The sequence below is a fragment of the Streptomyces sp. CLV115 genome (assembly GCF_038448545.1).
Classification (GTDB): domain Bacteria; phylum Actinomycetota; class Actinomycetes; order Streptomycetales; family Streptomycetaceae; genus Streptomyces; species Streptomyces sanglieri.
Genome location: NZ_JBCEWQ010000213.1, coordinates 1 through 12,155 on the forward strand (window position 1 = coordinate 1; position 12,155 = coordinate 12,155).

Genomic DNA, 12,155 nt, shown 5'->3' on the forward strand with positions numbered 1-12,155 from the left:
GCCCTGTGCCATCCCCCCATCTCCGTCCGTCCCCCTTCGCTTCCGTCTTTGCCCCGTCTCGGTTCTGCTGCGTTGTCGGTTTGGTGGTGGCCAGTCAGGGGCCTGGCCCGGTCTGTCCGGGCCGCCTCCCCTCGCTGTCGTCGGCCTCGGCCCGGCTAGCGGGACCGGGCCGGCTGCAGGTGTTCGTCGCCGAGTTCCACTGCTGCGCAGCGCCAGCGGAGGTCCGGGCCCTGTTCCAGGCGGAAGGCCATGGCGCGTACCTGCTCGCCGGCCGCGATGCTCGCGCAGGCCTCCACCACGCCCGGGGCCGGCTGGGCGCCGTGGCACATGCGGATCACGGGGCGGGCGCCGCGGGCCCTGAGCGGGGTGCGGGGGGCCAGTTCGGCGAGTTGGTCGTAGGCCTCGCCGATGGTGTGGCCGAGCATCCAGTGCACCGGGCGCTGGCCGCTGAGGACCGCCAGGAGGCGGTCGGCGAACCAGTGGTGCGGGCGTACGCGCCGGGGAGTCCGGGTGCGCTGGGGTGGTACGGATTCGGGCCTGCGCTGGTCGCGGCGTCCGGCGGGCCGGGTCCTGTTCGTGCTCATCGATCATCGCCCCCGTGCTTCAGAGGCCCGGTGAAATACCGGGCGGTAACTTCTGCTGTGGACCTTCTACGGCGACGGCCGAGGAGGCCGCAAGCGGCAGGAGGGCGACGGGGACGGTCGGGAGGAATCACCTATCCGGGTGATGCGGGCGGTGCCGGGCGGGGTCCGGGACGGGCGCAGGGAGGGTGAGGGGTGGTTGCCGGGTGGACGGGGCGGCATCGGTGCACGTGACCCCAAAGGGGGACGTCACACGTATCCTGAGGGCGTTTCCGACTACGAAAGCGACCCGGCCATGCGCGTGTACGTCCCCCTGACCCTGTCCGGTCTCGCAGCGGCGCACCGGGCGGGCGAAATCGGTCCCGGGCCGCTCACCGCGTACGCGGTGACCCCCGCACTGCGCGAGTGGTACGTCTCGGACGACATCGAGGAGCTGGAGTACGCGGCGCTCAACCGGGCCGCCTCCGCTTCGCTGCGCATGATCGCGCAGAACCCCGACGCGGTGCGCAGGCGCGTCGTCGTGGCCGTCGAGGTGCCGGACGGCTCGGCCGTCGCCGACCCGGACCACGGCCTCGACCCGTCCTCGCTCGGCGAGGTGCGGATCGCGTCTCCCGTGGCGCTCGCCAAGGCCGCCGCGGTGCATGTCGACGCGGACGACGCGCAGCAGGACGTCACGGCGGCGGCCGCGGCGCTGGGGGCGGCGGACCTCGGGGACGACGACGCGCAGTTCACCGTGGACGGCGCCGAGGACCATGAGCTGCTGTGGTTCGGGATCCAGGAGATTCCGCATCTGATCCCGTGAGGGCGAGGGAACCGGGGCGGGCGCATCGGCTCGAACGGTTGTCGGAGGGGGCGGGTATTTTCTTTCCATGGGGACGCATGGGAAGCACCGCACTCATCTGGTCTGGGACTGGAACGGCACACTGCTCGACGACAACGACGCGGTCATCGGCGCGACCAACGCCGCGTTCGGCGAGGTCGGCCTGGCGCCGATCACCCTTGAGCAGTACCGGGAGATGTACTGCATCCCGATACCCCGCTTCTACGAACGGCTGATGGGCAGGCAGCCCACACAGGCCGAGTGGGAGCGCATGGACGGGGTGTTCCACCGGCACTACACCGAGCGGCGGGACGCCTGCGGGCTCACCGAAGGGGCCGAGGAGCTTCTCACCCAGTGGCAGCTGGGCGGGGGCAGCCAGTCACTCCTGAGCATGTACGGGCACGACCAGCTGGTCCCCGTGGTGCGGGGGTACGGCATCGAGCGGCGCTTCCTGCGGGTGGACGGGCGCACCGGGCCCTCCGGCGGCAGCAAGGCCCGGCACATGGAGCGGCACATCGCCGCGCTGGACGGGATATCCGCCGAGCGCACGGTGATCATCGGTGACGCGGTGGACGACGCCGTGGCCGCGGCCCACGTCGGCGCGAAGGCCGTGCTCTACACCGGCGGGTCGCACAGCAGGGCCAGCCTGGAGGCGGCCGGGGTGCCGGTGGTGGACAGCCTGGCCGAGGCCGCGCGGCTTGCCGAGCAGATCGCCGGGTGAGCATCGTCGGGTGAGGGAGGCCCGGCGGGGGCCTCAGTTCGTCACCGGGGCCTTCGTGCGGAGGACCTTCAGGAACTCGCGCATCCACGCCGAGTGGTCCGGCCAGGCGCGGGACGAGACCAGCACGCCGTCGACCACCACCTCGTGGTCCTCGAAGGTGGCGCCCGCCGTCTGCATGTCGAGCTCCAGCGCGGGATACGCGGTGACGTGCCGGCCGGTCAGCGCGCCGACCGCCGCGGTCATCAGCGGACCGTGGCAGATCTGGGCCACCGGCCGGTCGGAGTCGAAGAACGCCTTGAGGATCTTGCGCAGCTCGGGGTCGTTGCGCAGATACTCGGGCGCCCGGCCGCCCGGGACGACCACCGCCACGTAGTCCCCGGGGTCGACCTCGGAGAACGCCAGGTCGGCGGGCCAGGTGTAGCCCGGCTTCTCGGTGTACGTGTCGAAGCCCGGCTCGAAATCGTGCACCACGAAGCGGAGCGTCTTGCGGGCGGGCGCCGCGATGTGGACGTCGTACCCCTCCTCGCGCAGCCGCTGGTACGGGTAGAGGACTTCCAGGGACTCGGCGGCGTCGCCGGTGACGATCAGGATCTTCGGTGCCATGGCGGGGCTCCCACGGTTCGTCGGCCTGTTCCGCCTCCCAGAGTGAGGCAATACGGACTCGCGCGCTGTCCAGAGTGTCAAAGTTCGGGGCCATCTTTTTACACAAACGGCTCGTGACGGTCATGGGGGCGGGCGATATAGCCTGGACCCCGTGATCAGCGCGATAGCCCTCGGGGGCAGCGAAGCCCCCGGCCTGCGCCCGGAGTGCCACAGCACCCGGGCCGTCGCTGATTCCCTCAGCCCGGACCTGGACCGAATGCCAAAAATGGCCAATTCGGCCCCGGGCATCTCTCATAGCGGCATAGCGTCGACTCAGACCGGAAACCCCGTGTCGTGGCGGTACGTCGTCTTTTCCACCTACGTCACGCAACGGCGCGCGACAGGAGCCAGAGGACATGCAGACCAAGCTGGACGAAGCCAAGGCCGAGCTGCTCGCACGGGCGGCGAAGGTAGCTGACAACAGCCCGGGCGGTGGTGTCGGTGGCCCGGGCGGTACCTCCCGGGTGCGTGTTGCGGCCACCGGGGCCGGGCAGGAGCGCCCCGGACCGGACGTGCTCCTTTCCTACCTCCAGCGCTACTACCTGCACACCGCTCCCGAGGACATCGCGGGCCGCGACCCGGTGGACGTCTTCGGTGCCGCCTCCTCGCACTACCGGCTGGCCGAGACGCGTCCGCAGGGCACGGCGAACGTCCGGGTGCACACCCCGACCGTCGAGGAGAACGGCTGGACGTGCAGCCACACGGTCGTCGAGGTCGTCACCGACGACATGCCGTTCCTGGTCGACTCCGTCACCAATGAGCTGTCCCGGCAGGGCCGCGGCATCCACGTGGTGATCCACCCGCAGGTCGTCGTACGCCGTGACGTCACCGGCAAGCTCATCGAGGTCCTCGCCGAGGGCAACGGCATCGCCGCGGGCCGCAAGGGCGCCGAGGACAAGAAGAGCGAGCTGCCGCACGACGCGCTCGTCGAGTCCTGGATCCACGTCGAGATCGACCGCGAGACCGACCGCGCCGACCTCCAGCAGATCACCGCCGACCTGCTGCGCGTGCTGTCCGACGTACGGGAGACCGTCGAGGACTGGGACAAGATGCGCGAAGCCGCGCTGCGCATCGCCGACGACCTGCCCGGCGAGCCGCTCGACGACCTCGCCGACGAAGAGGTGAACGAGGCCAGGGAGCTGCTGCGCTGGCTCGCCGCCGACCACTTCACCTTCCTGGGCTACCGCGAGTACGAGCTGAAGGACACCGACTCGCTGGCCGCCGTCCCCGGCACCGGCCTCGGCATCCTGCGCTCCGACCCGCACCACAGCGTCGACGAGGCGCACCCCGTCAGCCCGTCCTTCGACCGGCTGCCCGCCGACGCCCGGGCCAAGGCCCGCGAGCGCAAGCTCCTCGTCCTCACCAAGGCCAACAGCCGCTCGACCGTGCACCGGCCCAGCTACCTCGACTACGTCGGCGTGAAGAAGTTCGACGCCGACGGCAACGTCATCGGCGAGCGCCGCTTCCTCGGCCTGTTCTCCTCCGCCGCCTACACCGAGTCCGTGCGCCGGGTGCCCGTCATCCGCCGCAAGGTCGCCGAGGTGCTGGAGGGCGCGGGCTTCTCGCCCAACAGCCACGACGGCCGCGACCTGCTCCAGATCCTGGAGACGTACCCGCGCGACGAGCTCTTCCAGACGCCCGTCGACCAGCTGCGCTCCGTCGTCACCTCCGTGCTGTACCTCCAGGAGCGCCGCCGGCTGCGGCTCTACCTGCGCCAGGACGAGTACGGGCGCTACTACTCCGCGATCGTCTACCTGCCGCGCGACCGCTACACCACCGGTGTGCGGCTCCGGCTGATCGACATCCTCAAGGAGGAGCTGGGCGGCACCAGCGTCGACTTCACCGCCTGGAACACCGAGTCGATCCTCTCCCGGCTGCACTTCGTCGTCCGCGTCGCACCCGGCACCGAGCTGCCCGACCTCACCGACGCCGAGGCCGACCGCATCGAGGCCCGGCTCGTCGAGGCCGCCCGCTCCTGGGCCGACGGCTTCCAGGAGGCGCTGGGCGCCGAATGCGGCGAGGAGCGCGCCGCCGAGCTGCTGCGCCAGTACGGCCACTCGTTCCCCGAGGGCTACAAGGCCGACCACACGCCGCGCTCCGCCGTGGCCGACCTGGTCCACCTCGAAGCCCTCAAGCAGGACGAGAACGACTTCGCGCTCAGCCTGTACGAACCGGTCGGCGCCGCCCCCGGCGAACGCCGCTTCAAGATCTACCGCACCGGCGAGCAGGTCTCCCTCTCCGCCGTGCTCCCGGCCCTCCAGCAGCTCGGTGTCGAGGTCGTCGACGAGCGCCCGTACGAGCTGCGCTGCGCCGACCGTACGCACGCCTGGATCTACGACTTCGGGCTCCGGATGCCGCAGGCCAACGGCAACTACCTCGCCGACGACGCCCGGGACCGCTTCCAGGACGCCTTCGCCGCCGTGTGGACCGGCGAGGCCGAGAACGACGGCTTCAACTCGCTGGTGCTGGGTGCCGGGCTGAACTGGCGCCAGGCGATGGTGCTGCGCGCCTACGCGAAGTACCTGCGCCAGGCCGGGTCGACCTTCAGCCAGGACTACATGGAGAGCACTCTCCGCAACAACGTCCACACCACCCGGCTGCTGGTCTCGCTCTTCGAGGCCCGGATGTCCCCGGAGCGGCAGAGCGCCGGCACCGAGCTGACCGACGGCCTCCTCGAAGAGCTGGACGGGGCCCTGGACCAGGTCGCCTCGCTCGACGAGGACCGCATCCTGCGGTCCTTCCTCACCGTCATCAAGGCCACCCTGCGCACCAACTTCTTCCAGCGCGCGGACAGCGGCAAGCCGCACTCGTACATCTCGATGAAGTTCGACCCGCAGTCCATCCCGGACCTGCCGGCGCCCCGGCCGGCCTTCGAGATCTGGGTCTACTCGCCGCGTGTCGAGGGTGTGCACCTGCGCTTCGGCAAGGTCGCCCGAGGCGGTCTGCGCTGGTCGGACCGGCGGGAGGACTTCCGTACCGAGATCCTCGGCCTGGTCAAGGCGCAGATGGTGAAGAACACCGTCATCGTGCCGGTCGGTGCCAAGGGCGGATTCGTCGCCAAGCAGCTCCCGGACCCGGCCGTCGACCGCGACGCCTGGATGGCCGAGGGCATCGCCTCGTACCGCACCTTCATCTCGGCGCTGCTCGACATCACCGACAACATGGTGGCCGGCGAGGTCGTGCCGCCCGTCGACGTCGTCCGGCACGACGAGGACGACACCTACCTGGTCGTCGCCGCCGACAAGGGCACCGCGAAGTTCTCCGACATCGCCAACGAGGTCGCCGTCACGTACGGCTTCTGGCTCGGTGACGCCTTCGCCTCCGGCGGCTCCGCCGGCTACGACCACAAGGGCATGGGCATCACCGCCCGCGGCGCCTGGGAGTCCGTCAAGCGCCACTTCCGCGAGCTGGGCCACGACACCCAGACCGAGGACTTCACCGTCGTCGGCGTCGGTGACATGTCCGGTGACGTCTTCGGCAACGGCATGCTGCTCTCCGAGCACATCCGGCTCGTCGCCGCCTTCGACCACCGGCACATCTTCATCGACCCGAACCCGGACGCCGCCACCTCGTACGCCGAGCGCCGCCGGCTGTTCGAACTGCCGCGCAGCTCCTGGGCCGACTACAACAAGGACCTGCTCTCCGCGGGCGGTGGCATCCACCAGCGCAGCGCCAAGTCCATCCCGGTCAACGCGCACATCCGCGAGGCGCTCGGCATCGAGCCGGGCATCACCAAGATGACCCCCGCCGAGCTGATGCAGACCATCCTCAAGGCCCCCGTGGACCTGCTGTGGAACGGCGGCATCGGTACGTACATCAAGTCCTCCGCCGAGTCGAACGCGGACGTCGGCGACAAGGCCAACGACGCGATCCGGGTCAACGGCGCGGACCTGCGGGCCAAGGTGGTCGGCGAGGGCGGCAACCTCGGTGCCACCCAGCTCGGCCGCATCGAGTTCGCCCGCGGCGGCGGCCGGATCAACACCGACGCGATCGACAACAGCGCCGGTGTGGACACCTCCGACCACGAGGTGAACATCAAGATCCTGCTCAACGGCCTGGTCCGGGACGGCGACATGACCGTCAAGCAGCGCAACAAGCTGCTCGCCGAGATGACCGACGAGATCGGCCGCCTGGTGCTGCGCAACAACTACGCGCAGAACGTGGCGCTCGCCAACGCCACCTCCCAGTCGTCCTCGCTGCTCCACGCCCACCAGCGCTTCATGCGCCGGCTGGGCCGGGACGGCGACCTCGACCGCGGTCTTGAGTTCCTGCCCGCCGACCGCCAGATCCGTGAACTGCTGGGCGCCTCCAAGGGGCTCAGCCAGCCCGAGCTGGCCGTGCTCCTCGCGTACACCAAGATCACGGCGGCCCGGGAGCTGATCCGGACCAGCCTGCCGGACGACCCGCACCTGCAGAAGCTGCTGCACGCCTACTTCCCGGAGCAGCTGCGCGAGCAGTTCCCCGAGGCGGTCGACGGGCACGCGCTGCGGCGCGAGATCATCACCACGGTGCTGGTCAACGACACCGTGAACAGCGGCGGTTCGACCTTCCTGCACCGGCTGCGGGAAGAGACCGGAGCGTCGATCGAGGAGATCGTGCGGGCCCAGTTCGCGGCCCGTGAGATCTTCGGACTCGGCCAGGTGTGGGACGCCGTCGAGGCGCTCGACAACGAGGTCGCGGCCGATGTGCAGACCCGGATCCGGCTGCACTCGCGCCGGCTCGTCGAGCGCGGTTCGCGCTGGCTGCTCGGCAACCGGCCGCAGCCGCTGGAGATCGCCGAGACGGTCGACTTCTTCAAGGAGGGCGTCGAGCAGGTCTGGGCCGAGCTGCCCAAGATGCTGATGGGCGCCGACCTGGAGTGGTACCAGTCGATCCTGGACGAGCTCACCGAGGCCGGCGTCCCGGGCGAGCTGGCCCAGCGGGTCGCCGGATTCTCCTCCGCCTTCCCGGCGCTGGACATCGTGGCGATCGCGGAGCGCACCGGCAAGGACCCGCTCTCCGTCGCCGAGGTGTACTACGACCTCGCGGACCGGCTGGGCATCACCCAGCTGATGGACCGGATCATCGAGCTGCCGCGGGCCGACCGCTGGCAGTCCATGGCCCGCGCCTCCATCCGCGAGGACCTGTACGCCGCGCACGCCGCGCTCACCGCGGACGTGCTGGCGGCGGGCAACGGGACCGCTACGCCGGAGGAGCGGTTCAAGGCCTGGGAGGAGAAGAACGCGGCGATCCTCGCCCGGTCCCGCTCCACGCTCGACGAGATCCAGGGGTCGGACGCGTTCGACCTGGCGAACCTGTCGGTGGCGATGCGGACGATGCGCACACTGCTCCGTACGCACGCGTAGCCGGGCAACCGGAAGGGGAGGCGCGCGCCGGGTGTCCGGTGGCCGCCTCCCCTCCGTTCTGTCCGGGTACGCGCCGGGGCGCTGTCCCCGTACGCGCCGGGGCGCGGAGCGGTACCCGTACCCGGGTCGCCGACGCCCTCGCCGCCCCGGCTACTTCTTGCCGGAGGTGAACTTCTCGTACGCCGCCACGACCTCGTCCGCCGGGCCGTCCATCCGCAGCGTCCCCGCCTCCAGCCAGATCGCCCGGTCGCAGGTCTCGGTGATCGACTTGTTGCTGTGGCTGACCAGGAAGACCGTGCCGGCCTCCTTGCGCAGCTCGATGATCCGTTCCTTGCTGCGCCGCTGGAACCTGGCGTCGCCGGTGGACAGCGCCTCGTCGATCAGGAGGACGTCATGGCTCTTGGCCGCCGCGATGGAGAAGCGCAGCCGGGCGCCCATGCCGGAGGAGTACGTACGCATCGGCAGGGTGATGAAGTCGCCCTTCTCGTTGATGCCGGAGAAGTCGACGATGCTCTGGTAGCGCTCGCGGATCTGGGCACGGGTCATGCCCATCGCCAGGCCGCCGAGCACCACGTTGCGCTCACCGGTCAGATCGCTCATCAGCGCGGCGTTCACCCCGAGCAGCGAGGGCTGGCCCTGGGTGTGCACCCGGCCCTTCGTCGCGGGCAGCAGACCGGCGATGGCCTTGAGCAGGGTCGACTTCCCCGAGCCGTTGGAGCCGATCAGGCCGATGGCCTCGCCCTTGTACGCGGCGAAGCTCACCCCCTTCACGGCGTGCACCTCGCGCACCCCGGGGGCCTGCCGGCGCGAGACGATCCGGCTGAGCGCCGAGGTGGCGCTGCCCTTTCCGGTGCGGGCGCCGTTGACCTTGTACGTGATGTGGACGTCGTCCACGACGACGGTCGGTACCGGTTCGCTGTTGTGAGTCATGTCGTCAGCCACGTCCGTACCGCTCCTCCGCCTGCCAGAAGTACACGAATCCGCCCACGCCGCACACGAGCGCCCAGCCCGCCGCGATCGCCCAGACATGCGGCGGGAGATGGGACGCGCCGAAGCTGTCGATGAGTGCGAACCGCATCAGATCGATGAAGACGGCGGCCGGATTGCACTCCAGCATCACCATCACGAAGTGCGGGACACGGTCGCCCTTGAGCATCGTGTCCACGCTCCACATGACCCCGGACGCGTACATCCAGGTCCGCAGGACGAACGGCATCAGCTGGGCGATGTCCGGCGTCCGGGCCGCCAGCCGCGCCACCACCATGGAGACGCCGGTGTTGAAAACGGCCTGGAGGAGCAGCGCCGGAACGGCGAGCAGCCAGGACGGCTTCGGGAACTGGCCGAACCCCACCAGGATGAGCACCAGCGCGCCCAGCGAGAACAGCAGCTGCTGGAGCTGTTGCAGGGCCAGGGCGATCGGCAGCGAGGCGCGCGGGAAGTGCAGCGCCCGCACCAGCCCCAGATTGCCGCTGATCGCCCGGGTGCCCGCGGTGATCGAGCTGCTGGTGAAGGTCCAGATGAAGACGCCGGTGACGAGGAAGGGCACGAAGTCCTCGACGTTGCGCTTGGTGTTCATCAGGACGCCGAAGATGAAGTAGTAGACCGTCGCGTTCAGCAGCGGCGTCATGATCTGCCAGATCTGACCGAGCTTCGCCTGGCTGTACTGGGCGGTCAGCTTGGCGGTGGCGAACGCCGTGATGAAGTGCCGCCGCCCCCACAGCTGCCGGACGTACGCCGCCAGCGAGGGCCGGGCGCCGCTCATCGTGAGTCCGTGCCGGGCGGCGAGCGCGGCGAGCTCGCCCGGCGCGTACACCGGGAGGGGCGCCGCGCCGGGGGTGTCGGCCGGGGCCGGTGGGGTTGCTGTCTGGCTCACCACGATCGCTTTCGACGGGAGGCGGGGGAAGCGACGTTCGACGGAACGGGACCGTATCGTCGCAACGCCGAGGGTAGGACGCATTCACGTCGCAACGCAACCGTTCCGTCCTCGCGGACTATGATTCGGCCATGACCACCGACCCGGGAACCCGCCGCCGTGCCCCCGCCGGAGCCGCCGTGCTGCGCGAGGACGTCACCGATGCGATTCGCGGTGCCGTCTTCGAGGAGCTGGCCGCGGTGGGCTTCGCCCGGATGTCGATGGAGGGGATCGCGCGGCGCGCGGGCGTCGGCAAGACCGCCGTCTACCGCCGCTGGAAGTCCAAGCTGGCCCTGGTCCTCGATCTCGTCTCGGCCGTCGCGGCCCAGGGCATGCCGGCACCGGCCACCGGTTCGCTGTACGGGGACGTCCGGGCGGTGCTCGAACTCGCCTCGTACGCCCTGCGCCACCCCGTCGCCTCGCAGGTCATCCCGGACCTGCTGGTCGAGGCGGCCCGCAGTCCGGAGATCTCCGACACGATCAAGGCCGCCCTGCTGGACCCGCAGCAGGGCATCGCCGCCGTGGTCGTACGGGACGCCGTGGCCCGCGGCGAACTGCCCGCGGACAGCGACCCGGACCGGGCGCTGGACCTGATCGTCGGCCCGCTCTACTGGCGGCTGGCCGTCGTGCGCGGCCCGCTGCCCAAGGGCTACCTCGACGACCTGGCGGTCTCCGCGGTCGCCGCCCTCAAGGCGGGCTGACCGTCGGCCAGCAGCCGGTCCGCGACCCTGGCCGCCGCCCCGCCGTCGTCCAGGTCGCAGAAGTCGCGGCGGAAACTCTCGTACGCGTCCGCGTGCCGGGCCGCCGACTCGGCCAGCGAACCGGCGTCGCGAAGGAGCGCGGCGATCCGGTCCGCCCGGGCGAGCAGCGGGCCCGGCGCCCGGTCCTCGAAGTCCAGGCAGAAACCGCGCACCGTGTCCCGGTAGTGCGCCAGGTCATAGGTGTGGAAGAGCATCGGGCGGCCGGTGTGCGCGAAGTCGAACATCAGGCCCGCGTAGTCCGTGACCAGCACATCGGTGATCAGCAGCAGCTCCGCGGTGTCCGGGTGCGCCGACACGTCGCGCACACCGGCCCGCTCGGGCACGCTCCCGGTCACCCTCGGATGGCGGCGCACCAGCACCGTGTGGGCCGAACCGATGGACCGGGCCAGCACCGCCGGGTCGAGCGCCGCGTCCCAGCGGTAGCGCGGCCGCTCGCCGTCGGCTCCGCAGGAGGAGTGGGCCAGCTGATCGCGGTAGGTCGGCGCGTACAGCACGACCCGGCGGCCGTCCGGGATGCCGAGCCTGCGACGTACCCGCTCCGCGGTCTTGGCGCGGTCGGGCGAGAAGAGCAGATCGTTGGCGGGGGAGCCGGCCTCCAGGATCTCGCCCCGGTAGTCCAGCGCGCGGCGCAGCAGCGGGGTGGCGTGGCGGCTCGGGGAGACCAGCACGGACCACTGCGCCGACCGGTGCGGCAGCGTGGCGAGCTCCTGGTGGTCGGCGTACGGGGTGCCGGCCAGATCCGCGCCGAAGCGGCCGAGCGGGGCGCCGTGCCAGGTCTGCACGACGGTCTGGTCGGGCCGCCGCTCGAACCACTCGGGCAGCTGGTCGGCAGTGACGATACGGCGGGACCGCGCCAGCGCCTCGTACCAGGCGGCACTGTGCTCGATCACCGGTACGGCGGTGGGCGGTACGCCGCCGTGGACCCCGTCGGTGACCCAGAGGTGCTCCGACTCCACGCCCCGGCGCACGAGCTCGGTGTGCACGGCGCGCGGTGAATCGCCGCCGGTGTAGAGGACCGCGTCCCGCAGCGGCATCGCCCGCCGGGACGGATAGTGCCTGCCCCGCAGCTCCGCCCGGCGGAACGCGCCGCGCTCGGACGGCACCACCACCGGCCCGGCCCACAGGGTCAGCCGGTCGCCGGATCTGCGGTCCAGGGCGAACTCCCGGCCCGGCACGGGGGCCGTGGCGACCGGACCGCTGCGGCGCAGCGGCAGCCGGGCGGCGAGCCCGGCCGGCACCCGGACCGGCCGGCCGCCCAGATACGCCTCCCAGCGGCCCTCGGACAGCCCGGCGGCCACCGAGGGCGCGAGGAACGCGGTGAACCGGCGCCCCCCGTACGCCCCTTGACGCACCTTCCCGGCCACCCCCTGCGG

General features: G+C 71.1%; 9 protein-coding genes. 4 read left to right on the plus strand and 5 right to left on the minus strand.

The window, feature by feature from the left end:
- Positions 1 to 155: 155 nt before the first annotated feature.
- Positions 156 to 584, minus strand: a complete 429-nt coding sequence (locus tag AADR41_RS38525) for an Rv3235 family protein (protein WP_342286842.1) — start codon at positions 582 to 584, stop codon at positions 156 to 158.
- Between the two features lie 292 nt (positions 585 to 876).
- Here AADR41_RS38525 and AADR41_RS38530 point away from each other — a divergent pair, with 292 nt between their 5' ends.
- Together AADR41_RS38530 and AADR41_RS38535 are read left to right on the plus strand one after the other, a co-directional pair.
- Complete coding sequence (locus AADR41_RS38530; RefSeq protein ID WP_342286843.1) at positions 877 to 1,383, plus strand: DUF6912 family protein; 507 nt, start codon at positions 877 to 879, stop codon at positions 1,381 to 1,383.
- Positions 1,384 to 1,450: 67 nt separating this feature from the next.
- Positions 1,451 to 2,122: an HAD family hydrolase gene (locus AADR41_RS38535; protein ID WP_342286845.1), complete on the plus strand. Its 672-nt coding sequence runs from the start codon at positions 1,451 to 1,453 to the stop codon at positions 2,120 to 2,122.
- A gap of 33 nt (positions 2,123 to 2,155) precedes the next feature.
- On the opposite strand, the gene AADR41_RS38540 is transcribed toward AADR41_RS38535, so the two are convergent.
- Positions 2,156 to 2,725, minus strand: coding sequence for a DJ-1/PfpI family protein (locus tag AADR41_RS38540; protein WP_342286846.1), 570 nt, complete (start codon positions 2,723 to 2,725; stop codon positions 2,156 to 2,158).
- 395 nt (positions 2,726 to 3,120) lie between these two features.
- Between AADR41_RS38540 and AADR41_RS38545 the strand changes: the two genes are divergently transcribed.
- Entirely contained in the window at positions 3,121 to 8,109 is a 4,989-nt protein-coding gene (locus AADR41_RS38545; RefSeq protein ID WP_342286848.1) for an NAD-glutamate dehydrogenase, read from the plus strand.
- A gap of 150 nt (positions 8,110 to 8,259) precedes the next feature.
- Here the strand turns inward: AADR41_RS38545 and AADR41_RS38550 are convergent, their stop codons facing one another.
- Positions 8,260 to 9,039, minus strand: coding sequence for an ABC transporter ATP-binding protein (locus tag AADR41_RS38550; protein ID WP_342286856.1), 780 nt, complete (start codon positions 9,037 to 9,039; stop codon positions 8,260 to 8,262).
- A 4-nt stretch (positions 9,040 to 9,043) separates the two neighbouring features.
- Positions 9,044 to 9,985: an ABC transporter permease gene (locus AADR41_RS38555; RefSeq protein WP_342286850.1), complete on the minus strand. Its 942-nt coding sequence runs from the start codon at positions 9,983 to 9,985 to the stop codon at positions 9,044 to 9,046.
- A 128-nt stretch (positions 9,986 to 10,113) separates the two neighbouring features.
- Here AADR41_RS38555 and AADR41_RS38560 point away from each other — a divergent pair, with 128 nt between their 5' ends.
- Positions 10,114 to 10,722 carry a TetR/AcrR family transcriptional regulator gene (locus AADR41_RS38560; RefSeq protein ID WP_342286852.1) on the plus strand — a complete coding sequence of 203 codons (609 nt, stop codon included), beginning with the start codon at positions 10,114 to 10,116 and terminating at the stop codon, positions 10,720 to 10,722.
- Here AADR41_RS38560 and AADR41_RS38565 read toward each other — a convergent pair.
- A partial coding sequence (locus AADR41_RS38565; RefSeq protein WP_342286854.1) for a CDP-glycerol glycerophosphotransferase family protein occupies positions 10,671 to 12,155 on the minus strand: 1,485 nt, incomplete at its 5' end. The genes AADR41_RS38560 and AADR41_RS38565 overlap by 52 nt on opposite strands.

Coding starts and splice junctions, on each gene's coding strand:
- AADR41_RS38530 (WP_342286843.1), top strand. CDS start 877: ATGCGCGTGTACGTCCCCCTGACCCTGTCCGGTCTCGCAGCGGCGCAC.
- AADR41_RS38560 (WP_342286852.1), top strand. CDS start 10,114: ATGACCACCGACCCGGGAACCCGCCGCCGTGCCCCCGCCGGAGCCGCC.
- AADR41_RS38535 (WP_342286845.1), top strand. CDS start 1,451: ATGGGGACGCATGGGAAGCACCGCACTCATCTGGTCTGGGACTGGAAC.
- AADR41_RS38545 (WP_342286848.1), top strand. CDS start 3,121: ATGCAGACCAAGCTGGACGAAGCCAAGGCCGAGCTGCTCGCACGGGCG.
- AADR41_RS38550 (WP_342286856.1), bottom strand. CDS start 9,039: ATGACTCACAACAGCGAACCGGTACCGACCGTCGTCGTGGACGACGTC.
- AADR41_RS38540 (WP_342286846.1), bottom strand. CDS start 2,725: ATGGCACCGAAGATCCTGATCGTCACCGGCGACGCCGCCGAGTCCCTG.
- AADR41_RS38525 (WP_342286842.1), bottom strand. CDS start 584: ATGAGCACGAACAGGACCCGGCCCGCCGGACGCCGCGACCAGCGCAGG.